The sequence below is a fragment of the Flavobacterium sp. AC274 genome (genome assembly GCF_979258275.1).
Genome location: NZ_OZ409852.1, coordinates 3,979,041 through 4,004,083, shown reverse-complemented (window position 1 = coordinate 4,004,083; position 25,043 = coordinate 3,979,041). Strand labels below are relative to the sequence as shown.

Sequence of the window (25,043 nt, the reverse complement as noted above, 5' to 3'; positions counted from 1 at the left end):
TTCACTACTTTTTTTCGTTTAAAAATCTCATGCATACTATAACGTTTTAGCTTTACAATATTATTATAGGGTACTTTTGACACAAAGCTATCTTATATATAAATTAATGCTTTAATAAATTATAGTTATGTTTAAAAACGTTAAAACAATTGTTGTTTTACTTTTGTTGGCTTCGATTGGGATAAATGCCCAAAACAAAGTTCCGGTTTATCTTGATGATAAAAAGTCGATTGAAGAGCGTGTCGCAGATGCACTTTCAAAAATGACAACCGACGAAAAAATTGCCATGATTCACGCACAATCTAAATTTAGTTCGCCGGGTGTTCCGCGTTTGGGAATTCCGGAAAACTGGATGACCGACGGACCACACGGAATTCGTACCGAAGTTAAATGGGACGAATGGGATCAGGCAGGCTGGACAAACGATTCATGTATTGCTTTTCCTGCTCTTACAGCGCTTTCTGCAACCTGGAACAAAGAAATGGCTTCTTTATACGGAAAATCAATTGGTGAAGAAGCACGTTACCGTAACAAAAATGTATTATTAGGACCTGGAGTTAATATTTACAGAACACCATTGAACGGTCGTAATTTCGAATATATGGGTGAAGATCCTTTCCTGACTTCAAAAATGGTGGTTCCTTATATTAAAGGAGTTCAGTCTAACGGAGTTGCGGCTTGTGTAAAACATTTTGCCTTAAACAATCAGGAAACCAATCGTAACTCAGTAAACGTAATTGTGGACGACAGAGCGTTATACGAAATTTATCTTCCGGCTTTTAAAGCTGCAGTACAAGAAGGCGATGCTTGGGCCATTATGGGATCCTACAATAAATATAAAGGACAGCAATGTTGCCACAATGAATTTTTGTTAAACGATATTCTTCGTGGAGAATGGGGTTTCAAAGGAGTTGTAGTTTCAGATTGGGGTGGCGTTAATGATACCAAACAAGCGATTCATAACGGTTTGGATATGGAATTTGGCTCCTGGACAAACGGACTTTCATGGGGAACAAGCAATGCTTATGACAACTACTTTTTGGCAAAACCATATTCGATTATGATTGCCAGAGGCGAAGTAGGAACGAAAGAATTAGACGAGAAAGTAAGCCGTATTTTACGTTTATCTTTCCTGACAACGATGAATAAAAACAGACCTTTTGGATCTTTCGGAACAGAAGAACATGCAAAAGCAGGTTTGAAAATTGCTGAAGAAGGAATTGTTTTGCTTCAAAACAACAATAATATTTTGCCAATCAATCTTTCTAAAACTAAAAAGATAGCTGTAATTGGTGAAAATGCCATTAAAATGATGACTGTTGGTGGAGGAAGTTCTTCATTAAAAGCAAGATATGAAATCACACCACTTGAAGGTTTAAAGAAAAGAATTGGCAATCAGGCTGAAATTGTTTACGCTCGTGGTTATGTGGGAGATCCAACAAGTAATTATAACGGTGTTATCGCAAAAGTAAGTTTAGAAGACAAACGTTCTGTTGCTGAACTAACCGCAGAAGCTTTAAAAGTAGCTAAAGATGCTGATATTGTGCTTTTTATTGGAGGTTTAAACAAAAGCGACAATCAGGATGCAGAAGGCCACGACCGTAAAGGATTAGAACTTTCGTATGGTCAGGATAAATTAATCAGCGAATTGACGAAAGTAAATAAAAATATAGTTTTTGTAAATATTTCAGGAAATGCTGTGGCAATGCCGTGGGTAAAAGAAGTTCCGGGAATTGTGCAAGGCTGGTTTTTAGGTACGGAAGCAGGAAATGCTTTGGCAGCCGTTTTAGTTGGAGATGTAAATCCGTCTGGAAAATTGACTTTTACTTTCCCAGTAAAATTGTCTGACAATGGTGCTCACGCTTTAGGAGAATTTCCTGGTGGTGATGAAGTTAAATACAATGAAAGCATTTTTGTAGGATATCGCTATGCCGACAAACAAAAAGCAAAACCATTATTTTCTTTTGGTCACGGATTAAGTTACACGACTTTTGAATACGGAAAAGTGACAGCTGATAAAAAACAAGTTTCTGTTGATGGTAAAATTACGTTTTCTGTAAAAGTAAAAAATACAGGAACTCGTGAAGGTTCAGAAGTTGTTCAGCTTTATATCAGTGATTTAAAATCTTCATTAGTTCGTCCGATAAAAGAATTAAAAGGTTTTGAGAAAATTTCGCTTAAAGCGGGAGAAGAAAAAACAGTGACATTTACAATTGATAAAACAGCTTTGAGCTTTTTTGATGATAAAAAACACGACTGGGTTGCAGAACCGGGCGCTTTTGAAGCAATCGTTGGTGCATCTTCAACAGATATAAAATCTAAAGTGGGATTCTCACTTCAATAGTTTCATTATTTCTAAATTGGTTGGTTGTAAAGCTGCAATTGTAAAAAAATTGCGGCTTTGCTTTTAGAATTATTTTACGTTAAAATAATTTTTACCATTAAGATATTAAGTTAATTAAGCGTTGTAGTTAAAGAACTAAAAAAATTAAGTTCAACAAGCTTAATTAACTTAATCTCTTAATGGTTCAAAAAATAAAAACTTTATTGTTTTAAAATTAATTATATAATTGAGATAATTTGAAAATTAGATAATTGTGTAGCTTTGCGAACTTTTTACAAGTTTTCAAAAATTTTCATTGAGATCTTTGCTGTTAAATTACCAATCAAAAAAACTAACCATCAACCATTAACAATTAACCATTTTATGAGTTCAACTTCTATTGAAATTCAACCAAAAAAGCATTACGAAATCCTGGACGGTTTACGTGGAGTAGCGGCTATTTTAGTTGTAGCTTTCCATATTTTTGAAGCTTTTGGCGGCGGAAATCGTTTTATACAAATTATCAATCACGGTTATCTTGCCGTTGATTTCTTTTTCCTCTTATCAGGATTTGTTGTTGCTTATGCGTATGATGATCGCTGGGTAAAAATGTCGCAATGGGAATTTTACAAACGTCGTTTAATACGTTTACAGCCCATGGTAATTATGGGTATGATCATTGGAGCTATTTTCTATTATTTTCAGGCGTCGGATATTTTGTTTCCGATGATTGCCGGAATGGAAGCCTGGAAAGTGATTCTGACCATGGTTATTGGATTTACATTATTGCCAATTCCGCCATCATTAGAAATCAGAGGCTGGGGAGAAATGCACCCGTTAAATGGACCTGCATGGTCATTATTCTTCGAATACATTGCAAATATTTTATACGCCTTAATCTTCCGTAAGTTCTCCAATAAAGTTTTGGGCTTTTTTGTTCTGATATTTGCCGGATTACTTATTAATTATACCGTTTTTGGACCAAAAGGAGATGTTATTGGCGGATGGTCGTTAAATCTGGAACAAATGAATGTTGGTTTCACTCGTTTATTGTATCCGTTTTTTGCCGGAATTTTGCTTTCTCGTTTAGGGAAATTAATTCACATAAAAGGCGCTTTCTGGGTTTGCAGTATTTTAATCACAATTGTGCTTGCCCTACCAAGATTTGGTGACGAAAATAGTTTATGGATGAACGGTTTATATGAATCTATCTGTATCATTTTAGTTTTTCCTCTTATTGTTGCGATTGGTGCGGGCGGAGAAATTAAAAGTGCTTTTTCGACTAAAATATGCAAGCTTTTAGGAGATATTTCATATCCAATTTATATCACACATTATCCGCTAATTTATTGGTTTACAGCTTGGGTTGTAGATAATAAAGTTTCAATTGGAGATGGTTATGGTGTTGGAATTGGAGTTTTGATTGCCAGTATTGTAATGGCGTATTTATGTTTGAAATTGTATGATGAACCGGTTAGAAATTGGCTTCTTAGAAGGAGCAAAGGTTCAAAGTAACAAAGGTTCAGAGGCTCAAAGGCTCAAAGGTTCAAAGGCTCAAAGGCTCAAAGGCTCAAAGGCTCAAAGGCTCAAAGGTAATAGAGTAAACATCAAATTTTACACATTCCAAATCGTAGAGATGCACAGTAGTGCATCTACGCACAGGATATCGACAAAGAATGTAAATGATGAAGATGATGATTTTAAAAAAGGGATGAAACATTTTTATATGTTTCATCCCTTTTTGTCTATTTTCTTTGTGGATATGCATTGTGTAGACGCACTGCTATGCGTCTCTACGATTATGCATGTCTCTACAATTGTAAACGTAAAAAAACAACAAAGGTTCAAAGGAAAACTTTGTCCCTTTGAACCTTTGCATCTTTGAACATTTAAAAAAAACTTATTCAATAACCAATGCTCCTAAAGCTTCTTTACTAAAACCTTTCAATTGATCTGTTTTTCCGGCTTTGATTTTGGCAACCCAATTAGGATCAGATAATAATGGTCTTCCCACAGCAACTAAATCAAAATCGCCACGGTCGAAACGTCTGTTTAATTCTTCTAAAGAAGTTGGCTCAGAACTTTCTCCTGCAAAAGCACCGAAGAAATCACCAGAAAGACCAACAGAACCTACAGTAATTGTTGGTGCGCCTGTTACTTTTTTAGCCCATCCTGCAAAGTTCAAATCAGAATCTTCGAATTCAGGTTCCCAGAAACGACGTTGAGAACAATGTAAAATATCAACACCAGCATCAACAAGAGGATTAAGCCACGCTTCTAATTCCTGTGGATTTTTAGCCAGTTTATAATTATAATCAGAAGGTTTAAATTGAGAAAAACGCATGATAACAGCGAAGTCATTTCCAACTTGTTTTCTGATTTCTTTTACCACTTCAATAGCAAAACGATTACGTTCCGGCAATGTTTTTCCACCGTAAATATCAGTACGCAAATTCGTTTCGGCTCTAAAAACTGATCGATTAAATAACCGTGCGCACCGTGAATTTCAATGGTATCAAAACCTAATTTTTTGGCATCAGCGGCAGCTTTACCAAAAGCAATAATAGTATCTTCAATATCTTTCTCAGTCATTGTGTTTCCGTTGCTGAAATCTGGTCTGTTTAATCCTGAAGGACCTTCAAAAGGAACCGGAGGAACCCATCCTGAATGGTGATTATCCATAATTCCCATATGCCAGATTTGTGGTCCCATTGCACCGCCTGCAGCGTGAACTTCTTTAATTACTTTTTCCCAGCCGTTTAAAGCTTCACCATAAAAATGAGGTACATTTCCGTCATTAGATGATGAAGGTCTGTCGATTACAGTTCCTTCAGATAATATTAAACCAACTTCACCCTCAGCTCTTTTTTGATAATAAGCGGCTACTTCATCAGTTGGAATTCCGTTTGGAGAAAATGAACGCGTCATTGGCGCCATTACGATTCGGTTTTTAAGATTTAACGTTTTTAAGTTAAATGGAGAAAACAGGTTGTTTGTACTCATAGTAATTTACAAATTAGATTGAATTAATTTACTGAGTGCTTCAAAGGCACCTTCGTTGCGTTTATAGTAAGTCCATTGTCCTACGCGTTTGGATTCTATGAATCCGGCGCGTTGTAAAATAGACAGGTATTCTGAAACTGTTGATTGCGTTAAACCGGCTTTGGCCTGAATTTGTCCCACACAAACGCCGTGTTCAAATCCGGCGTGCTGAAGCTGATCCGGAAAGTTTATTTCGGGTTCCTTGAGCCATTCCAGCATTTGCAATCTGGACTTATTAGATAATGCTTTAAAGATTTCTATATTTTCCATGGTGCAAATATATCGACTTTTCCCGATATACCAATTTAAAGATTTTTTTTAGGATAATTTTAAGAAGGAGAGGAGAAAGTTTATATTTGTTTTGTGGATTAATATTGCAAAGTCGCGAAGTTAGTTTCACGCAGATTTAAAAAGATTTAAGCAGATAGTATTTATATTTTTTTAAATTAAATCTGCCCTAATCAGCTGAATCTGCGTGAAAAAATCTTTTAAGCATTTATTTGAAGCATAAAAAAACGATGCGACTTTGTGAGAATTGAAACGAACCCCAATAAATAACTTAATCGATTATGAAAAAAACTTTACTTATTTTAGGATTATTATTCTGTGTATTAACAAGTTCGAAAGCTCAGGTTATTGGAACTGATATTGGAGATATTGCACCAGAAATAGATCTTCCGGATCCAAAAGGAAACAACGTTGTGCTTTCTTCTTTAAGGGGAGATTTGGTTTTGGTTGATTTCTGGGCATCATGGTGCGGGCCTTGTACGAAAGAACATCCTGAACTTATAAAATTATACAATACTTATCAGGGAAAATTTTCGATTTACAGCGTATCTATGGATACTAAAAAACCTTTATGGCTGGCAGCAATTGCCAAACAAAAATTACCATGGACTCAAGTAAGCGATTTAAAATACTGGACTTCACCAGTTGTCGGCGATTATATGCTGCAATCAGTTCCGCTAAATTTTTTAATTGACAAAAACGGAATTATCGTTGCGAAAAACATTCATGGAAATGCATTGAATGAAATGGTGAAGAGTATTTTAGGGCAGTAGCATTTTTTTGTTTTAGGTTTCAAGGTTCAGGTTTTGGATTGCGAAACTTTGTCTATATACTAAAGTTTACACAAAGCGGATAAACGTTAAACCCGACAGTCCCGAAGCCTCGGGATAAAACCTGTCGGGTTTAATCGCTTTACGGAGAAAAACTTATTTTGAACGAATTGCCGATCTTTGTCAAAGTTTAAAACTTTGACAAAGATTCTCCTAAAACCTGAAACAAAACAAAACCAGAAACAAATCAATTTTATGCAATCAAACCTCAGTTTGTCTGAATTTCGTAGAAGATTGACCGATAATACAGAAATTGGTTCTCCAAAAGCAGCATTGGGGCAGGTTAGAGTTTTTCCTTTATCTGGTGCAGTAAAGCCTTTTTATGGATTTTTTGATGATAACAGTTTTAGTCTGACTGTAAATTCATTAAAAGCATCAACATATTATATAATAAATGGAAAGTATAAAATAGTTAATGATAGAGTCACAGTAGATTATATTGTGGAATCGGGCAATAAATACCAGCAATTTTGGTCACACTATTCTCCAATAATTTTGATTGTGGCCATTAATATATTTTTTCTCTTTTTCGCAAGAGGACTAAGACGAGCGTCTACAATTGTGAATTTGTTTTTACTTTTTTTGGCTTTCTATTCGAGATGGTATGAAGAGCGGAAGAGACAAAAATTAGAAAAAAAGTTTATCAGTGTTTTTGAAATAAAAAGATAAGTACAATGTTATTGACTTTTTACATCTGAATTACTTTTCAGCGCATTTTTTCTATACGAAGAAGGATTTTTCCCTGTATGTAATTTGAATATTCTCGTAAAATGGCTTTGATCTGAAAAGCCTGTCATGTAAGCGATTTCAGTAAGCGTGTAAGTTGAATTCTGAATAAGATTTATGGCTTTTTCGATTCTTAATTTTCGAACATATTCACCAAAATTTAAATCTTCAAAGTATTTAGAAAACTCCCGTGATAAATAAGAAGGATTGAGTTCTAAATCATTTGATATTTTTTTAAGATCGAAAGTAAATTGTGCGTCAATTTGATCCTGAATTATTTCTTTTAAATCTTTAACCCAGGAAGGCGTTTTTTTACCTGCTTTTTTTCGTTTAAAAATTTATTATAGACTTCATGAAGCAAATTTTCAAAAGGGCTATTTTGCAGATGATTTTGTTTGTAAAGATGCGTAGCCCAACTGTAAAGTGCATCGTAGAGAATCATTCCGTTTTTTAGCAATTCTAAATCGTCTGTGATATTATGAGAAAGTCCGGCAGAAATTGCCCAAAGGCCAGCCGATTCTTTTGCAATTTCATGTCGGTCTGTATCCGCGCCACGAACAATTTTTGCCATAATTAAAACCGCAGGATCCTTAATTTGATATTTTTTAATGATGTAATCAAAAGTGCATTCTTCATTATAATGCGTAAATTCGACATCAGGAATATCAAAAGGAATTGCGTTTAATTCTTTTGCTTTGGTAATAACTTCATTAAAAGGAACATAAAAAAAATCAGCTTCGGGATCAACAAATTTTTGAATCAGCCATGGACAAGCAATTCTGTCAATCTTTGGCCTTTCGCGTGTGATCCACTTCATTTTTTATATTGCTTTAAATTAATTCAGCCCATCAATAATACTTCTAACGCCTCCAAAATTGGTTTTTAGCATTTCTCTTACCTGAAATTGTGTTTTATTTCGGGTCACGCTATCCCATTCTTTAAAATCATAAACGTGAATATTTTTCGCATACGGATTGGTAACGAAAGAAAGTCTTGCGATTGAATATTTAAAATATTTTAATTGATGCGAAATATGTCGGTTGGGAACAACGATAAGAATGGTTTCAAAATCCAGATAATTTTTAGGCACATCGTCACGTTCGGTCAGCCCGAGATGCTCAAAAAAGCGATTATTTTTTGATCATTAAGTTTGTCAATTTCATGGTCTATACGCTTAATAGTGCTAAGAAGCGTATCTTCATCTTTAATAACACTCATGGTACTACTATTTTTGTTGAATTTCTATCTAAAATTACGCCAAAAGAACAAATTTGACTCAAAAACTGCTAGTAGAATGATTCTAAATTTTTAAACCCTAATTCTCAGGGGGCATTTCAGTACAAATAAGCATGATTTGATAAAATACTATTATTTTAATCAAATTAAAAACAATATTTTTATCGCTATTTTACAACCATTATCCGTTAACCACGTTTTTATGAAAGCTATTTTTTCAAAAGGAATTCTGTTCTGTATTATTTTTTTGATTTTCTATTCTGCTTCGGCACAAAATAAATCAGAAAGAGATTTGACTCTGATCGATAAAGATTGGCGATTTTCATTTGGACATTTATTTGATACCGGGAAAGATTTTGGTCATGCAACGGGATATTTTTCCTATTTAACCAAAACGGGATTTGGAGACGGTCCGGCGTCGGGCAATTTTGATGACAGGGCATGGAGAAAACTAGATCTTCCGCACGATTGGGCGGTTGAACAATCCTTTAGCGAAAAAGCGAGTTTTAGTCATGGTTTTAAAACTGCGGGAAAAGGTTTTCCTGAAAAAAGCATTGGCTGGTACCGAAAAAAATCAGTATCCTGGAAAGTGATAAAGGCAAAATTATTTCGCTAAAATTTGATGGCGTTTTTAGAAATTCGAAAGTGTTTTTTAATGGCTATTTCCTTGGAACAGAAGAAAGCGGTTATAATGGTTTTGAATATGATGTAACGGCGTATGTGAATTATGGTGGAGAAAATACCATCGTAGTACGTGTAGATACCTCGATGGAAGAAGGCTGGTTTTATGAAGGTGCGGGAATTTACAGACATGTTTATTTGAAGAAGACGAATCCGCTTCATGTGGCGCAAAACGGAACTTATGTAACTTCTGAAATAAAAGAAAATAAAGCAGAGGTTTCAGCTGAAACTTCTATCGAAAACAAAGGAAATTATAAAGGAGCAATTGAAATTGTTCAGACGATTTTGGATGCTCAGGGAAAACAAATTGCAACGGCTTCTGAAAATGGAACTGCTCCAAATTTTTATAAAACAACAAATTATATTTCAAAATTAACGGTCAATAATCCATTATTATGGGATATTGAAAATCCGAATTTATATCGTTTAATAACTGAAATTAAGCAGGAAGGAAAAATTATAGACCGTTATGAAACTTCGTTCGGAATTAGAACCATAAAGTTTGATGCTGAGAAAGGTTTTTTCCTTAACGGAAAATCGGTAAAATTAAAAGGGACAAATAATCATCAGGATCATGCAGGAATTGGAACGGCGCTGCCGGATGAACTACAATATTTCAGAATTAAAAAACTGAAAGAAATGGGTTCGAATGCTTATCGCTGTTCGCATCATCCGCCAACGCCGGAACTTCTTGAAGCCTGCGATAAACTGGGAATGCTGGTTATTGATGAAACCCGTTTGATGGGAATTAACGATTATCATTTGAATGATTTGGAGCGAATGATTAAACGCGATCGAAACCATCCGAGTATTTTTTGCTGGTCGGTTGGAAATGAAGAATGGAATATTGAAGGTAATATTACAGGTGAACGTATTACGAATGTGATGCAGGAATTTACGAAAGGTATCGACGCTACAAGACCTGTAACGGTGGGAATTAGCAGCGGTTTTAAAAGCGGAATTTCATCGGTTGTAGAAATTATGGGATATAATTACATGGGCAACGGCGATATTGATGCACACAGAAATCAGTTTAAAGAACAACCGGGAATGGGGACAGAGGAAGGTTCGACTTTTGCAACACGAGGTGTTTATTTTACAGATGATGCCAAACATTACCAAAGTGCTTACGATAAAAAACCGCGCCCAAGTTTTTTTAGTATTGAAGAAGGCTGGAAATTTTATGCTGAAAGACCATATTTAGCAGGAATGTTTATCTGGACGGGTTTTGATTATCGCGGAGAGCCAACGCCTTACGGCTGGCCATCGGTTACTTCGTATTTTGGGATGATGGATGTTTGCGGTTTCCCGAAAGACAATGTTTTCTATTTGAAATCGTGGTGGGGAACTGAACCTGTTTTGCACATTATGCCTCATTGGAACTGGAGTACAGGAAAAGAAATCGATGTTTGGGTACATTCTAATTGTGATGAAGTAGAGCTTTTTCTGAATAAAGAAAGTCTTGGTAAAAAGAAAATGGAACAAAACGGACATTTAGAATGGAAGGTAAAATATGTTCCGGGGACGCTTGAAGCGGTTGGTTATAAAAACGGAAAAAAGGTGCTTTCGGACATTCAGAAAACTACAGAGAATGCTCAAAATATAAAACTTTCTGTTGATAAAGAAAACATTTCTAATGCAAACGTTGTGGTTATTACAGCTGAAACAACAGATGAAAAAGGCGCACATGTACCAACTGCAAATCACGAAATGACTTTTTCTATAAAAGGCGGAAAGATTCTTGGAGTAGGAAACGGAAACCCAACTTCATTAGAAAGAGATAAATTTATTGATAACATTGAGCTTCTTGCTATAACTAATTTTGAGGAGAAGAAATTGGCTTCGGCTACTATTCCTAACCAAATTACTGTTGAAGCAGATAATAACTGGAAAGAAGCTTTTAAAGACAGAGATTATAAAAATCAGGCTCCTGCGTATGTGTATCGCGGAAAATTTGATTTAAAGAACAATATTAAAACCAATACAGTTACTTTCTTTTACAAAAAAATCGGAATAAACGCAGTCGTTTTTGTGAACGGAAATAAAATTCCGGCAAGTACAGATGATGATCAAAAATATATTTTGAATGCGGCTGTTTTAAAACAAGGTTTAAACACAATTCAAATTATTGCGCCGCCTTTGCAAAAAAATAAAGACTGGGATGTTATGAATACAGATCCGGGAATTATTCAGGTAATTACACCTGCAGAACAATGGAAACGAAAATTATTTAACGGATATTCTCAAATCATTATTCAGAAAGACGAAAATGCAGCCGAAGTTATTTTATCGGCTACAGCCAAAGGATTAAAAACGGGAACTGTTAGTGTGAAATAATTTTTTTAATTAAAAATTGAGAATTAAAAATTAACTTGAAGTTAGTTTTAGAAAATCAAGGTTTTTTCACCTGCATTTGAACTAAGTGAAACGCCTTTTTAAACGCAAAGATTCTATGTTTCTATGTGTTTAAATGCGCATAACATAGTATTGTGAATCTTAGAATTATTTTAATTTTTAATTCTCAATTTTTAATTTAAAATAAAAAGCTATGTTTCTATGTGTTTAAATAAAACGCACCCAATTGAAATTACTTTATCCAAAAAATATTTCCTAATATTGATATTTCAAAAGATTATAGCTTTATAAATTTTTAATAAAATTCTCAAATGTTAGATAATCTCGCGTTTTATATAGGTATCGTCATTGTTATTCTTTTCCTGATTATGGCGAGCAACAAAATAAAAGTTGCTTATCCGGTTTTATTGGTTTTGGCGGGACTGGCGATTAGTTTTATTCCCGGAATTCCAAAATTACGTATCGATCCCGAACTTATTTTTTTCATATTCCTTCCGCCATTATTGTATGAAGCTTCATGGAAAATCTCATGGAAAGAACTCTGGCGCTGGCGACGCATTATAACCAGTTTTGCTTTTTTGGTTGTATTTTTTACAGCACTTTCTGTTGCACTTTTTTCGAATTATTTTATACCGGGATTTTCACTCGCATTAGGTTTTTTGCTTGGCGGAATTGTTTCACCTCCTGATGCCGTAAGTGTGGGCGCTATTTTGAAATTTGTAAAAGTACCCCGCCGACTGTCTTCTATTTTAGAAGGTGAAAGTTTGTTGAATGACGCCTCATCGCTGATTATTTTTCGCTTTGCGCTAATAACCGCAGGAACGGGACAATTTGTTTGGTATAATGCTGTAACGAGTTTTGGCTGGATGGTAATTGCGGGAGTTGGAGTTGGCGTAGCAATTGGTTTTATTTTCATGAAACTGCATAAATATTTGCCCACAGATGCCAATATAGATATCGTATTTTCTATCGTAACGCCTTATGTTATTTATCTCGTTGCCGAGGAAATTCACAGTTCTGGTGTTCTTGCCGTTGTAAGTGGCGGATTATTATTATCGAATAACCGGCTTTCGTTTTTAAGCAGCACATCGCGATTGCGCGGTGTTAATGTCTGGGAAAGTTTCTGCTTTATCCTCAACGGATTAATTTTTATGTTTATTGGTCTTGACTTACCCGAAATTACTTCGGGATTGGGAGATGTGAGTCTTTCCTCAGCGATTGGTTATGGTCTTTTGATTACATTGGTTTTGATCATTGCGAGATTAATATCTGCTTATGCGGCTGTAATTGTAACTTTGATAGCCCGAAATTTTATAACAGTTGCAGATTCCAGACATCCGGGTTACAAAGGAATTGTAATTATTGGCTGGTCAGGTATGCGAGGTGTTGTATCGTTGGCAGTGGCGTTGTCGATTCCGGTTTATGCGCAGGGCGGAGCAGAATTTCCGCAAAGAAATTTGATTCTCTTTATCACCTTTGTCGTTATATTGACCACATTGCTTTTACAAGGACTTACGTTGCCGTGGCTTATTAAAAAACTTAATATGCCGGATCCTGATTTAATTATGCCCGATGATGAAATGTATAATAAGTTAAGGCGAATGCTTTCTCAACAGGCTCTGAATCATTTAAAAACGAACTACAGCCAACATCTTGAAACTGAAAAAGTACTACAACAACTGGCTACAAAATGGGAAGATGCAAGTGTTTCTAACAACGAAGATATTTTAATGACCGAAGAGGCCAAAAAAGTTTACAGAGAAATATTAAACCTGCAAAGACAATGGCTTACCGATAAAAACAAAGATCACCGAATTGATGAAGAAATTGTACGCAAGCATATTTTGCATTTAGATCTTGAGGAAGAGAAATTGCATTTCCTTTAAAATTTGTTTCAGGTTCAGGTTTGTTTTGTTTCAAGTTTCAAGTTTCAAGTTTCAAACTTTGTCTATAAACTAAAGTTTACACATAGTTTTGTCATCTCGACGGAGGAGAGATCACACGCGTAACTCTACAAAGATTGGCGATTTTGATTGCGGAGTTTCAAGTGTGATCTCTCCTCCGTCGAGATGACAAACTGAGCGTAAATTAGTAACGTATATCAAACCCGACAGGTTTTTAAAACCTGTCGGGTTTATTACGCAAACCTGAAACCTGAAACAAGACTATTTAATCTCTTTCTTAACCATTTTCCAACTTCCTTTTTCTTTAGAATAAGTCTCAGTTATAAAAACATTTTTAGCCTCTTTTCCTTCAAGTTTAATTGCTTCGATATAAGTTAGTACAGCCATATTTTCATCAGAAGAAATAATTCTGAAATCTTCGGTATTTAAAGATTCATTTTGCTGTGATAAAAGTCGCAACAAAGGTTCTTCTTTAATGTATTTTGTTAGTTCAGAAGTAGAAACAGGTCCATTGTGAGTGGGGTAAATTGTTTTTACTTTATTATCTAATGCAATTTTCTCGATTAGTTTTAAATTTTGATCGGCGAGTTGTCTGTTTTCATGATAGAAATGTTCTCTTACATGGTGACCGTCAGGTGCTAAACCTCCGCCTTGCGCTTTAAATGTGCCTACGAAAGCATCTCCAACAAAAAGATTATCGCCAATTAAAATCAATAAATCTCCGGGAGTGTGTCCGCCTTTTATTGGAATTATTTTTCCATCAAAACCAAATTTTTTAAGATCGATATTGGCATTTTCGACAATAATATCAGGCGTAAAAGCGGGATAATCTAAGTCGGAATACTGGCGAAGTCTTGTTCCCCAAATGCTCACGTCTTCAGATTTTGATAATTCGGTTTTGCCTGAAGTAAATTTGTTTAAATCGGCTTTGCTTCCGGCAATTTTGGTTTTGAAATTTTGCTGAAGAAATCTCGCATTTCCTGCATGATCGCCGTGTCCGTGTGTAACAATGGCAAGAGCAATATTTTCGGGTTTAAAACCTAATTTTTTGATAGCACTTATCAAACTATCCTGATATCCTGCAACGGGAACTCCGGTATCGATTAAAATTAGTTTTTCTGAATTTCCTTTTACCAGATAAGCCTCAGTAAAATAGTTCTGAATATGGAAAATCTGAACTTTACTATTGTCTTTGTTTTGTGCCGTAATGCTGAAAGTGATAAATAAAAACCATAGTAATAATGAAAATATTCTCGTATGGTTTGGGTAAATCGTCTTTTTCATTTTTATTTGAATTAAATTATTTTGTCGGTATTGACAATGCAAATTTGAGACAGAATAAAACGAATAAAAATGAACTGGTTTAGGAAATAAGGTTGAACTGGTTTAACTTTTTGAAGTTTTTCTGTTGCGAATTTTACTTAAATATTCCGTACTAAAACCAAGATAAGAAGCCAAAGCATATTGCGGAACGCGCTTTGCAATTGCCGAATATTTGCTCATGAATTCGTCGTAGCGTTCTTCGGCCGTTTTGGTAAAATTAGATAAAAGTCGTTTTTGGTGAAAAGCCAATGAGCGCTGGGTAATAATGCGTTCGAATTTTTCGAGTTTCGGAATTTCCTGCAAAAATTTCTGTTCGTCTTCGTATTCAATTTGAATTAAAACAGAATCTTCCAAAGCTTCTACAAATAAAGTTGCAGGTTCCTGATAAATCAAACTGCTGTAATCAGAAATCCACCAATCTTCGATAGCAAACGAAAGTGTGTGTTCTTTTCCTTCATTATCGACCAAATAACCTCTAAATGCGCCTTTTACAACATAACTTTTGTGTTTGCATACAAAACCCGGCTGCACGATAAATTGTCTTTTTTTGACTTTGGTAATCTTCAAAAAAGTCGCCAGATGCGTTTTTTCAGCGTCTGTCAAATCAACGTATCTTGATATATAGTCTATTACGGGTTGTACTTCTTTCATGTAACAAAGATAAAAAAGAAAAGGGTTTGTTTTGTTTCAGGTTCCAGGTTTCAATCTTTGTGGACAAACTAAGAACAAAAACCCGACAGGTTTTAAAAACCTGTCGGGTTTATTGAGCAAAGTGAAAACTTGAAACCTGAAACCTGAAACAAAAAAACTTCTTGACTTTTATTTGATTTTCATAACTTTGCAAAATGAAAGAGCAAAGCGCATGTCAGGCAACAGAACTCGGAATTAACGATTTAAAGTTAAAAGGGTTTAAGGTTTATGAGATAAATGGTGATGTAAGTAAAATTCCAACCTATAACCGCAGGGATTATTACAAAATTTGTATTAATACCAGCAAAAGCCTTATTCATTATGCAGATAGAGGAATCGAAACTGACGGAACTATTTTGTTTTTTGGAAATCCGCATATTCCATATTCGTGGGATACACTTTCACCTACTTATGAAGGATACGCCTGTGTTTTTACCGAAGATTTTTTAAAGGTAAACGACCGCTCTGAGAGTCTTCATGAATCGCCTTTGTTTAAAATAGGCGGAACTCCAATTTTCTCATTATCAGCAGAACAGAAAGTTTTTGTAGACTCGTTATTTCAAAAAATGATAGAGGAACAAGAAACAGATTATGTTTTTAAAGATGATTTAATGCGCAATTATATCAATTTGATTTTGCATGAATCGATGAAAATGCAGCCGTCAGAAAATTTCTTTAAACATAAAAATGCTTCTTCACGAATAACTTCTTTATTTCTGGAATTGCTGGAAAGACAATTTCCCGTTGAAACTAAAGATCAGCCACTTGTTTTAAAAACTCCACAAGATTATGCTCAAAGTCTTGCCGTACATGTAAACCACTTAAATCGTTCGGTTAAAGAAGTGACCGGAAAACCTACTACAGCACATATTACTGAACGAATTATTGGCGAAGCCAAAGCCTTGTTACAACACACAGATTGGAGTATTGCCGACATCGGTTATTCACTTGGATTTGAATATCCGAGCTATTTTAATAATTACTTTAAAAGACTTACCGGAACAATTCCGAAATCGTTAAGAATGTAAATTGTTTCATATTCTTAATTTTTTGTTTGATTATTGTTATCTCGGGTTCGCTTTACTAAAGTAATTTTGCGTCGAAATAATTAGTATTAATCCTTTATCGGTTTTCTGCGAACTAAATAAAACTTCTTAAAGCACATTCTTGCTTTGCTGATTTAGTTTTCCCGATAGTAAAAAACAAATAATTATGAAAACTACAGAAAATCAATTAAATGAAATTTTTCCTAAAGGCGATTTGGCTTCGGCAGATTACTTTACGGGAAAAGCCTGGGTTAAAATGCTGGTGCCAAACGACCCAATTTTAAATACTGCAGTTGGTAATGTCGTTTTCGAACCCGGTGCAAGAAACAATTGGCACACACATCCCGGAGGACAAATTTTGATTGTAACGCACGGAACAGGTTACTATCAGGAAATTGGAAAACCAATTCAATTGCTAAAGGAAGGTGATGTGGTAAATATTAAACCCGAAGTTAAACATTGGCACGGAGCATCTCCAGAAAGCGAATTTACCCATATTGCCATCAGTACAAATACTCAACTGGGAATTGTAGACTGGCTTGAGCCTGTAACTGATGAACAATATAATAGTTTTTAATAACCAAACTCAAAACCAATTATTATGTCAACAACTTATTCTACCGTTATCGAAGAAGGGAAAGTTCCCAATACTTATATGACTGGTGATGTTTCCTATAAAAAACAAACCAGCGATATTCACCCTGAAAATACAATGATCAAAGAAGTAACTTTTGAGCCTGGCGCAAGAAGCAACTGGCACGTAAATGCAAGTTTGCAATTGCTTATCGCGACAAATGGAATTGGTTATTTTCAGGAAAAAGGCCAAGCAATACGATTACTTCATAAAGACGAAGTGGTTACTATTTTACCGGGAATAGAACATTGGTACGGTGCAACGCCATTTAGTAAATTCTCTTACATCATCATCATCACAGAAGTTGATAAAGGCTCAGGAAGCTGGTTACAAAGCGTAACCGATGAAGAGTATTTTAGTTACGGAGTGAAATAAGATTCTAAGATGCTGAGTTGCTAAGGTCCTAAGTTTTAATCTTTGCGACCTAGCGCCTTTGTGGCTATAAAAAGCAACCTGAAACAATGAAAACAAAACTTAAACCCCTTAAAATGGAAACAAAAAACATAAAAGCCTTTGGTACAGAAGCCGCTGAAGCACCGTTACAAACATTAGACATCAAACGAAGAGGCGTATTGGCACATGATGTTGAAATCGAGATTTTATATTGCGGAATTTGCCATTCTGATTTGCATTCTGCCCGTAATGAGTGGCACGGAACTATTTATCCAATTGTTCCCGGACACGAAATTGTGGGAAGAGTTACAAAAGTTGGCGAGCATGTAAAAAACTTCAAAGTGGGTCAATTAGCCGGAGTAGGTTGTATGGTTGATTCTTGCCGAGAATGCGAACATTGTAAAGAAGGTTTAGAGCAATTTTGTGAGCCTGGAAATACATTGACATTCAACTCTCCTGATGCTCATTTGGGCGGACAAACTTTTGGAGGTTATTCTGAAAGTATTGTTGTTGATGAAAATTATGTATTGCATATTTCGGATAAATTAGATCTTGCCGGAGTTGCACCTTTACTTTGTGCCGGAATCACAACTTATTCTCCGTTAAAACACTGGAAAGTAGGTCCTGGACAAAGAGTAGGAGTTGTGGGTATTGGTGGTTTAGGACATATGGGAATCAAATTAGCGAAAGCTATGGGCGCTCATGTTGTTGTTTTTACGACTTCATTATCTAAAACCGAAGATGCAAAACGTTTAGGCGCAGATGAAGTTGTTTTATCTACAGATCCTGAACAAATGGCAAAATATGCCAGAAGTTTACACTTTATTTTAGATTGCGTTTCGGCTCAGCATAATATAGATGAATACCTGAATTTACTAAAAGTAGACGGAAATATGGTTTTGGTTGGAGCGCCAATGGAACCACTTCCTGTAACGTCTTTCAGCCTTTTAATGGGAAGAAGAAGCTTCGCCGGATCAAACATTGGTGGAATCGCTGAAACTCAGGAAATGCTGGATTTCTGCGCCCAACACAACATCACCGCAGATATTGAATTAATTGGAGTAAACGATGTAAACAATGCTTACGAAAGATTACTTAAAGGAGATATTAAATATCGTTTTGTGATTGATATGGCTTCTTTAAAGTAGCTAAGGTTCTAAGTTCCTAAGATGCTAAGAAAAAAACTTAGTTACTCAGAATCTTAGCAACTTAGTATCTTAAAAAAAATAACCCCTTAAGCAATTCAACTCTTAAGGGGTTTCTCAAAAAAATACCAGTACCAATTATTTTATTTTTTGTCCAGTTTTTGTTTTAGCATTTTGGCATGTTCTAAATGTGCTGTTAAACCAGCGATATTATTAGAAGCCCAAAGTCTAATATCTGCATCTTTTGCGTTTTCAGAAGCTTTTTTAAGCTTATCAATTGCTTTTTCATGACCATCAATCATCATGTCAGCAAATTTTTTGTCGAAATCAACACCAGTTTTTTCGTTTAGTTTGTTGTATTCTTCCTGACCATCTTCAGTTAACGAAGTTGGTAACGTAAAGTTTTTTGTTTTAGCCAAAGCACTTACTTCAGATGCTGATTTAGTGTGCTCATCAACAAGCATTTTACCAAAACTTTTTACCTCTGCATTTGTACTTTTAGTTTGTGCCAATTTTCCAATTTCGATTTCAGCTAGGTTAATTTCAGCCTGATCTACTAAAAATTCAGAATCATCTTCTTTGCTGTCGATAGAGTCAAATTTAGCTTCGTTAGCATCTTCAGCAACCTCTTTTGGATCTTCTTGTTTAGTTTCGTTTTTGCAAGAATTTAAAAATATAATGATTAGTCCGGCGCCTAAAATAACTTTTCCTGCTAATAGTAACTTTTTCATGATTTTATGGTTTAAATGTTATGATGTAAAATTATATAGGATGTAGATGGAATGTTTTACAGCATTTTTAGATAATGTTATATTATTTAGATGCCTGCTTATAACTCATAAGTAATTAACCGCCACTATTTTTTGTATGAATATATTTTATATTTTGGTACCCATAAAAACAAATAAATATTCTAATGATAACTGCCATTTCAATTAAAACAAATAAGACTTTCGCGCATAATTTTATTTTATCTCTGTTGCTTTTCTGCTGTAGCCTTGTTGCATCTTCTGCATCAGCCCAACAGATCACTTTTAATCCAAAGAAAACAGACAACGGATTAATTTTTGGTTCACTTACGTTTCCAAAAGAGAAAGCAAAATTTAATGGTTACTTTTTACAGATAAGTTATAAATCTACTGATCCAAAGTTGGCTAGAAAAAACTTTAAAGAAATACGATTTAGTCCGGCACAAATTATTAGAATGAAGCATAAAGGAAATTTAGATAATGGATTAACTTACCTTTTTACTATTGAAAGACCGGCAGGGGATTATGAAATTAGTGGTATTCGACTTTTTTCGAATAGTGGTTTTGCAGTCTTGCAAAGAAATGATAATATAGGTGGGTTTTCAATTCCGTTTACAGTAAACAAAGGAGAAATTTTGTACGTTGGAAACATACAATTTAATGAATATGCTGCAGAAAATGAAACAGTATTTAGTTATCAAAATAATTTTGAAAAAGATCTTTCCGGGATTAAGGAAATACAGCCTTTTGTTTACTGGGATGCTGCAAAGAAAGATGATTTAATAAATATTGTATATCATAAAGAGAAATAACGATCAATCAATCCTTCGCTAGCGCGCGAGTCTTTTAAAATTATAGTTTGTGTTCACGAGCGGGACGCTCTAGCAACAGACTTTGCGAACAAGGCTTTAGAATTAGATTAAAAGAATAAATAACAAATGGATCATTGAAGAAGTAGAGAGAACGTGGATTGCTTAATTTCCATTTTTTTTAATATCTTTTATTAAATAAACAAACATTGAAAATAAATTACACTTTAGATCGGGAAGATTATAAAAAAGCAGGAACAGAATTAATTACGAAAAGATACATATATCTGATAACTTGCTTTTCTCTAATTTCAGTTATAATTAGTTATGTATTAATATACAAAAACTTTAATTGGACAGAATTTTTATTTATTTCAGCTATTTTTTTCTTTTTTGCCTTGATTGTCATTAGTATTATTCCTGATTTAATAAAACATTCAAAAATCAAAAAACTAATAGATTCACAACCTGATTTATTAGGGGAAAAGTCTTTAGAAATAAAACCAGATGGAATAGAATTTAATAATTTTTATAACAATGTTGTCAAAGTGTATAAGTGGCATACTGTTAAAAAGACATATATCACGAAAAATTACAGTTTTATAACTTTAAAAAATAGGACTTCATTTATCATTAAAAATGAAGATTTAAAAGAATCTGATTTTATTAAAGAATTAAAATCAAAAATTAAAACTTCTTTTTAAAAATTATATTCTTTACGTTCTCGCAACAGCAGAAAACCGAATCAAAATGAAAAACCTACTTAGATTATTGTTATTAATTTTCTTCTCGAATGTTCTGATAAGCTGTGATCCTTCGCAGCATATTTCATTTATAAACAAAACAGATTCTGATATAAAGATTAAAATTAATTTAGATCGTAAAGTAAAAGATATTCAACTTTATCAAAATGCAGAACATGATTCGATTGTTTATAATTTAAAGAAAAGTGACACCGCTACAATTTATTGTGGAATTGGAACCTGGTCAACTAACGAAACTGTAAAATTTGCCAATTCGATAAATAATCTTGAAATTGAAACAAAAGACACTAAAACTATTTACAAGTCTAAAAAAGCCATAAAGGATATTTTAGATAAAAACATAAAAGGTATTTTGGTAAAAAGTCTTATAGAGATTAATATTGAATAAAGAGATACTAGTAAAAAACAAACAAATAGAAACCATGCCATCAATAATAAATCAAAAATCAGTCAAAATATTTCTACGTTTGGCACTTTCAATCTGTTTTCTTTCGGCAGTTGCAGATCGATTCGGACTTTGGAGTAAACAGGTTTCAGCTTGGGGAAATTGGGAAAACTTCGTAGCATATACCAAAGTATTAAATCCGTTAATTCCTGAAAGTTTGATTAATCCGGTTGGAATTATTGCTACAGCAGCAGAAATTATTTTTCCTGTCTTTCTGCTTTTAGGTTTTAAAACAGAATTGTTTGCCAGACTTAGCGGATATTTATTATTGCTTTTTGCATTATCCATGACATTTTCAACAGGAATAAAAGGCGCTTTTGATTATTCTGTTTTTACATCTGCAGCAGCGGCTTTTGCTTTGAGTTTAATGAAAGAGAAATATCTTGAAGTTGATGTTATCTTGATAAAAACAAATTCCAAATTTTAAAATCCCAAATCCAAAACGCATAACCCATAGAGAATGACTCATAACTCATAACTTCAAAACAAAAAATCCCAATTCGCAAGAATTTGGGATTTTTTGTTTTTAAACCCTTTGATGTATAGTTAATTATGAAAGTATAGGAAAGAATTATATAACGAATTTCGGGCTGTTTTTAAAGAACTTTGGTAGTATATTTTACTGAATAATAACCACAAAATTTAATCGTCATGCAAAATTCAGGAATTAAGAACAAAGAACATTACGAGACTCTTATACACAAAGTTTTAAGTAACGAAAAATATGGACAAACTGCTAATTCTTCTAACGCTGGAGAAAACGTAAGAACAAAACCATATGAAGAATGGACCAAAGAAGAATTGTATCAGCAAGCCAGAAAAGTGGGTATAGAAGGCCGTTCTTATATGAACAAAAGAAACTTAATCAAATCATTACGCAATAACTAGAAAACGAAATTTATTTCTACCACATATTATGAATGCCAAACTCTCTCAGGAAAAATTAATGAAGCAATTGATACAGTCACCTCAATTGGTTCTCGAAAAATTAGATTTAGTTTACGTAAGCGATCATGTACTTACCATAGAACGCTGTAGAGAAGGCGAGAGTTTTATCTATAAAAAAAATGGAAGATGCGTGAAACAAAAAAGCGAATTAAAACGCTTTAGCAGTCTTGTGCTTCCGCCAGCGTGGGAAAACGTACGAATTGCAGATTTATCAAACGGCCATCTTCAGGCTGTTGGAACCGATGTTAAAAACAGAAAACAATATCGTTACCATCCGAAATGGAATCTCATCAGAAATCAGACTAAATTTTATAAAATAGCCGAATTTGGAAAATACCTCCCAAAAATAAGAGAACAGGTTGATCAGGATCTTGCTCAGAAAGAGTGGTGTAAAAACAAAGTTACAGCACTTGTAATTCGCTTAATGGAAGAAACGCATATCAGAATCGGAAATGAAAAATATGCAAAAGACAACAAATCGTACGGACTTTCGACATTAAGAAAAAAGCACATTAACATTGACAAAAATACGCTACGTTTTGAATTCGTTGGAAAAAAAGGCGTAAAACATACTATAACAACCAGAAACAAACAACTGGTTAAACTGGTAGGGCGATGTGAAGAAATTCCGGGTATGGAAGTTTTTAAATATTATGATGAAAATGGCGAACGCAAAGTTTTAGATAGTCATATGGTGAATTCTTATCTGCATGATATTACAGGGAAATATTTTAGTGCCAAGGACTTTAGAACCTGGGCTGCTTCTTTAATATTTTTTGAAACTTTAATGGAAATCGGAACAACGACTGACGAGAAAGAAATTAAAAAGAATATTCTGGACGCTTTTGAAACTACAGCCGAGGCTTTGGGAAATACCAAAAATGTATGTAAAAATTATTATGTGCATCCGCTCATTGTGGCGAGTTATGAAGATGGATCAATTCAGCAATATTTTGATCGCGCAAAAAAATGCCGAAGCAATCAGCCGCATTTTTCGCACTCAGAAATTGCTTTTTCAGAATTAATAGGCAATTTTCAACCCGAATTTTCATAATAAAACGGATTGAGCTAATAATTGAACGTTTTGAGTTAACAGTTTCCTTTTTTATGTAGCAACTTTGAGAAATATAAAAGGATTCAAGTTGGGGACAAAACGACACATTACCATTGGTACATGTGTCGTTTTAATTTAAACTAATAATCTAAATAAAATGGGAACAAAAAGTGGCGCTTATCAGGATGTTTATATCAAAAGAGATGACAAAATGGTAAGCTTAAAAAATGATGTAACAGATTTTTGTGAGAAATATATAAAACCTGTTCATCCTGAAAATTGGGATTGGTCGGTAAGAGATTTTGAAAATCCTGAAAATGATCCAACAATCGATGAAGCGCGTGCTATTGCGGCTGTCGTTTACAGAGATTTAAGCGAAGATAAAGATACAGATGTTGATCTTTCGACTATGGATAATGTTGAAGCTATTAAGGCTTATTTGAATCCAAAAAGCAAGCACGAACGATTTAATATGGAAGAGTTTGCCTTTGCCTTAAAAGTAGAACTTGAACATGGCAGGGTAAGAGACGTAAATGTAACCAACAATCATCCGTTTTTAACCGCTATGATTGCGCTTGCACACATGACAGAAAGTTTAACGTACTATAAAAGGCTGGCCGTTATGGAAGCACAAGGCGAAATTTTTGAGATTATGCGTAAAATCGAAAAATCTGAAACGGGAAAAGAAGAATGGTATAGAGAATTGGGCAAAGCCGAAATTGAATTAACAGAGGCGCGATTAGGTCTTGCAGAACGTTTGGAGAGAATGGACGATATCCCAACTTTAACTAAAATTGGGGACTAAAAAAACTGCTTAAGGCAAAAAAACGCCGTTACTAATTTTAGTAACGGCGTTTTTTTAATCTATATTTTCGATTAGAATTTTCTAGGATCGTTATCATTATAATCATCTCCAGAATCTTCTTCCTCGATTTCTCCCGGTTCCAAATCGTCTTCTAAATCATCATCGTCATCATCAGGATCTAATTCCTGTAAATCCTCATCTGATTCTGTTAATTCTTCAGAGTCTGAAGGATTGTCGAATTCATCGTTAAGGTTATCTGCATTTTCATCATAAAGAAGATCTCCTGTAGTGTGCGTGTGATCGTCAAGTTCTTCTTCTTCTTCTTCTCTGTCATCTTCATATTCTTCCTCATCTTCCTCATCAAATTCATCTGCAGAATTGGTAAAATCATCATTTACATTATCTGATGGATTATCAAATTCATCATTTAAATCATCTGCATCATCTACAAGATCGCCCGGTTGATGAAAATCGTCATCCAAATCGTCTAAATCATCTTCATTTGTAATACGTTCCTGATCCGGAATGGCTTTATTAGGATCATATCCATTTATAGTAAAACCATAATTTTTAACATCACCCTGATGACTAGCTCTTCTGATTTCGTCATTATTATAGAGCTTCTCGTTCATAATATTGTTTTGTCTGTTTAAATTTTGATTTCGCGGATCTCTATTTTCTACAGTACTATTTCTTTTATCAGTAGTTTCCATGACAAGTTAATTTTATTGTTCGTATAATACAAATCTAATTACTAAGGTGTAGGATTGCCTTATAGAATTAAAATCGCTAATTCTATAATTCACAGATGATTATATTGTAAATAATGTAAGAAATACTATAACTGATTGCT

At 34.3% G+C, this 25,043-nt stretch carries 27 protein-coding genes and 1 pseudogene; 19 read left to right on the top strand and 9 right to left on the bottom strand.

Going from position 1 to position 25,043, the window contains the following annotated elements:
- Positions 1 to 127 precede the first annotated feature (127 nt).
- From ACZZZT_RS18145 to ACZZZT_RS18135, 3 genes are all read left to right on the top strand, one after another.
- Positions 128 to 2,344: a glycoside hydrolase family 3 C-terminal domain-containing protein gene (locus ACZZZT_RS18145; RefSeq protein WP_463461444.1), complete on the top strand. Its 2,217-nt coding sequence runs from the start codon at positions 128 to 130 to the stop codon at positions 2,342 to 2,344.
- A 363-nt stretch (positions 2,345 to 2,707) separates the two neighbouring features.
- Positions 2,708 to 3,838 carry an acyltransferase family protein gene (locus ACZZZT_RS18140; RefSeq protein ID WP_463461443.1) on the top strand — a complete coding sequence of 377 codons (1,131 nt, stop codon included), beginning with the start codon at positions 2,708 to 2,710 and terminating at the stop codon, positions 3,836 to 3,838.
- On the top strand, positions 3,789 to 4,208 hold the full coding sequence (locus tag ACZZZT_RS18135) for a hypothetical protein (RefSeq protein ID WP_463462502.1): 420 nt from the start codon (positions 3,789 to 3,791) through the stop codon (positions 4,206 to 4,208). Before ACZZZT_RS18140 ends, ACZZZT_RS18135 begins: the two co-directional genes overlap by 50 nt.
- Positions 4,209 to 4,223: 15 nt before the next feature.
- On the opposite strand, the pseudogene ACZZZT_RS18130 reads toward ACZZZT_RS18135, so the two are convergent.
- Both ACZZZT_RS18130 and ACZZZT_RS18125 read right to left on the bottom strand, forming a co-directional pair.
- Positions 4,224 to 5,326, bottom strand: a pseudogene (locus ACZZZT_RS18130) (NADH:flavin oxidoreductase).
- 6 nt (positions 5,327 to 5,332) lie between these two features.
- On the bottom strand, positions 5,333 to 5,635 hold the full coding sequence (locus ACZZZT_RS18125; protein WP_041518777.1) for an ArsR/SmtB family transcription factor: 303 nt from the start codon (positions 5,633 to 5,635) through the stop codon (positions 5,333 to 5,335).
- Between the two features lie 299 nt (positions 5,636 to 5,934).
- Here ACZZZT_RS18125 and ACZZZT_RS18120 point away from each other — a divergent pair, with 299 nt between their 5' ends.
- The gene (locus tag ACZZZT_RS18120) at positions 5,935 to 6,426 is read left to right on the top strand and encodes a TlpA family protein disulfide reductase (RefSeq protein ID WP_463461442.1); all 492 of its coding nucleotides are present in this window, start codon (positions 5,935 to 5,937) and stop codon (positions 6,424 to 6,426) included.
- A 252-nt stretch (positions 6,427 to 6,678) separates the two neighbouring features.
- A complete protein-coding gene (locus tag ACZZZT_RS18115) occupies positions 6,679 to 7,152 on the top strand; it encodes a hypothetical protein (protein ID WP_463461441.1) in 474 nt (157 codons plus the stop codon).
- Positions 7,153 to 7,160: 8 nt separating this feature from the next.
- Here ACZZZT_RS18115 and ACZZZT_RS18110 read toward each other — a convergent pair whose 3' ends face one another.
- The 3 genes from ACZZZT_RS18110 to ACZZZT_RS18100 are packed head-to-tail and all read right to left on the bottom strand — an operon-like array spanning position 7,161 to position 8,299.
- Positions 7,161 to 7,439, bottom strand: coding sequence for a helix-turn-helix domain-containing protein (locus tag ACZZZT_RS18110; RefSeq protein ID WP_463462464.1), 279 nt, complete (start codon positions 7,437 to 7,439; stop codon positions 7,161 to 7,163).
- Between the two features lie 53 nt (positions 7,440 to 7,492).
- On the bottom strand, positions 7,493 to 8,026 hold the full coding sequence (locus ACZZZT_RS18105) for a chromate resistance protein ChrB domain-containing protein (RefSeq protein WP_463461440.1): 534 nt from the start codon (positions 8,024 to 8,026) through the stop codon (positions 7,493 to 7,495).
- 18 nt (positions 8,027 to 8,044) lie between these two features.
- Positions 8,045 to 8,299 (bottom strand): hypothetical protein, encoded by a 255-nt coding sequence (locus ACZZZT_RS18100; RefSeq protein WP_463461439.1) that lies wholly within the window; start codon positions 8,297 to 8,299, stop codon positions 8,045 to 8,047.
- Positions 8,300 to 8,647: 348 nt separating this feature from the next.
- On the opposite strand from ACZZZT_RS18100, the gene ACZZZT_RS18095 reads away from it, so the two are divergent.
- The 3 genes from ACZZZT_RS18095 to ACZZZT_RS18085 all read left to right on the top strand — a co-directional run bounded on the left by ACZZZT_RS18095 (position 8,648) and on the right by ACZZZT_RS18085 (position 13,367).
- A complete protein-coding gene (locus tag ACZZZT_RS18095) occupies positions 8,648 to 9,061 on the top strand; it encodes a hypothetical protein (protein WP_463461438.1) in 414 nt (137 codons plus the stop codon).
- Positions 9,004 to 11,463 (top strand): beta-galactosidase GalA, encoded by a 2,460-nt coding sequence (gene galA, locus ACZZZT_RS18090; protein WP_463462463.1) that lies wholly within the window; start codon positions 9,004 to 9,006, stop codon positions 11,461 to 11,463. The genes ACZZZT_RS18095 and galA overlap by 58 nt, the downstream gene beginning before the upstream one ends.
- Positions 11,464 to 11,792: 329 nt before the next feature.
- Positions 11,793 to 13,367 carry a Na+/H+ antiporter gene (locus ACZZZT_RS18085; RefSeq protein ID WP_463461437.1) on the top strand — a complete coding sequence of 525 codons (1,575 nt, stop codon included), beginning with the start codon at positions 11,793 to 11,795 and terminating at the stop codon, positions 13,365 to 13,367.
- Positions 13,368 to 13,646: 279 nt separating this feature from the next.
- On the opposite strand, the gene ACZZZT_RS18080 is transcribed toward ACZZZT_RS18085, so the two are convergent.
- The gene (locus ACZZZT_RS18080) at positions 13,647 to 14,669 is read right to left on the bottom strand and encodes an MBL fold metallo-hydrolase (protein ID WP_463461436.1); all 1,023 of its coding nucleotides are present in this window, start codon (positions 14,667 to 14,669) and stop codon (positions 13,647 to 13,649) included.
- Positions 14,670 to 14,771: 102 nt separating this feature from the next.
- On the bottom strand, positions 14,772 to 15,359 hold the full coding sequence (locus ACZZZT_RS18075) for a Crp/Fnr family transcriptional regulator (protein WP_463461435.1): 588 nt from the start codon (positions 15,357 to 15,359) through the stop codon (positions 14,772 to 14,774).
- A gap of 194 nt (positions 15,360 to 15,553) precedes the next feature.
- On the opposite strand from ACZZZT_RS18075, the gene ACZZZT_RS18070 reads away from it, so the two are divergent.
- The 4 genes from ACZZZT_RS18070 (at position 15,554) to ACZZZT_RS18055 (ending at position 18,619) form a co-directional block, all read left to right on the top strand.
- Positions 15,554 to 16,426 (top strand): helix-turn-helix domain-containing protein, encoded by an 873-nt coding sequence (locus ACZZZT_RS18070; protein ID WP_463461434.1) that lies wholly within the window; start codon positions 15,554 to 15,556, stop codon positions 16,424 to 16,426.
- A gap of 184 nt (positions 16,427 to 16,610) precedes the next feature.
- A complete protein-coding gene (locus tag ACZZZT_RS18065) occupies positions 16,611 to 17,021 on the top strand; it encodes a (R)-mandelonitrile lyase (RefSeq protein WP_463461433.1) in 411 nt (136 codons plus the stop codon).
- A 24-nt stretch (positions 17,022 to 17,045) separates the two neighbouring features.
- A complete protein-coding gene (locus ACZZZT_RS18060; protein ID WP_042564436.1) occupies positions 17,046 to 17,453 on the top strand; it encodes a cupin domain-containing protein in 408 nt (135 codons plus the stop codon).
- Positions 17,454 to 17,566: 113 nt separating this feature from the next.
- Positions 17,567 to 18,619, top strand: a complete 1,053-nt coding sequence (locus ACZZZT_RS18055) for an NAD(P)-dependent alcohol dehydrogenase (protein ID WP_463461432.1) — start codon at positions 17,567 to 17,569, stop codon at positions 18,617 to 18,619.
- Positions 18,620 to 18,759: 140 nt separating this feature from the next.
- Here ACZZZT_RS18055 and ACZZZT_RS18050 read toward each other — a convergent pair whose 3' ends face one another.
- Positions 18,760 to 19,347, bottom strand: a complete 588-nt coding sequence (locus ACZZZT_RS18050; protein WP_463461431.1) for a DUF4142 domain-containing protein — start codon at positions 19,345 to 19,347, stop codon at positions 18,760 to 18,762.
- A gap of 185 nt (positions 19,348 to 19,532) precedes the next feature.
- Here ACZZZT_RS18050 and ACZZZT_RS18045 point away from each other — a divergent pair, with 185 nt between their 5' ends.
- The 7 genes from ACZZZT_RS18045 (at position 19,533) to ACZZZT_RS18015 (ending at position 24,190) form a co-directional block, all read left to right on the top strand.
- Positions 19,533 to 20,177, top strand: a complete 645-nt coding sequence (locus tag ACZZZT_RS18045) for a hypothetical protein (protein ID WP_463461430.1) — start codon at positions 19,533 to 19,535, stop codon at positions 20,175 to 20,177.
- 206 nt (positions 20,178 to 20,383) lie between these two features.
- Positions 20,384 to 20,878: a hypothetical protein gene (locus tag ACZZZT_RS18040; RefSeq protein WP_463461429.1), complete on the top strand. Its 495-nt coding sequence runs from the start codon at positions 20,384 to 20,386 to the stop codon at positions 20,876 to 20,878.
- 46 nt (positions 20,879 to 20,924) lie between these two features.
- Positions 20,925 to 21,326 carry a hypothetical protein gene (locus ACZZZT_RS18035; RefSeq protein WP_463461428.1) on the top strand — a complete coding sequence of 134 codons (402 nt, stop codon included), beginning with the start codon at positions 20,925 to 20,927 and terminating at the stop codon, positions 21,324 to 21,326.
- A 34-nt stretch (positions 21,327 to 21,360) separates the two neighbouring features.
- On the top strand, positions 21,361 to 21,810 hold the full coding sequence (locus ACZZZT_RS18030; protein WP_463461427.1) for a DoxX family protein: 450 nt from the start codon (positions 21,361 to 21,363) through the stop codon (positions 21,808 to 21,810).
- Positions 21,811 to 22,034: 224 nt separating this feature from the next.
- Complete coding sequence (locus tag ACZZZT_RS18025; RefSeq protein ID WP_463461426.1) at positions 22,035 to 22,271, top strand: Rho termination factor; 237 nt, start codon at positions 22,035 to 22,037, stop codon at positions 22,269 to 22,271.
- A gap of 28 nt (positions 22,272 to 22,299) precedes the next feature.
- Positions 22,300 to 23,385: a DNA topoisomerase IB gene (locus tag ACZZZT_RS18020; RefSeq protein WP_302095662.1), complete on the top strand. Its 1,086-nt coding sequence runs from the start codon at positions 22,300 to 22,302 to the stop codon at positions 23,383 to 23,385.
- Positions 23,386 to 23,542: 157 nt separating this feature from the next.
- The gene (locus ACZZZT_RS18015) at positions 23,543 to 24,190 is read left to right on the top strand and encodes a DUF5661 family protein (protein WP_463461425.1); all 648 of its coding nucleotides are present in this window, start codon (positions 23,543 to 23,545) and stop codon (positions 24,188 to 24,190) included.
- 71 nt (positions 24,191 to 24,261) lie between these two features.
- Here ACZZZT_RS18015 and ACZZZT_RS18010 read toward each other — a convergent pair whose 3' ends face one another.
- Complete coding sequence (locus ACZZZT_RS18010; RefSeq protein ID WP_463461424.1) at positions 24,262 to 24,903, bottom strand: hypothetical protein; 642 nt, start codon at positions 24,901 to 24,903, stop codon at positions 24,262 to 24,264.
- Positions 24,904 to 25,043 lie beyond the last annotated feature (140 nt).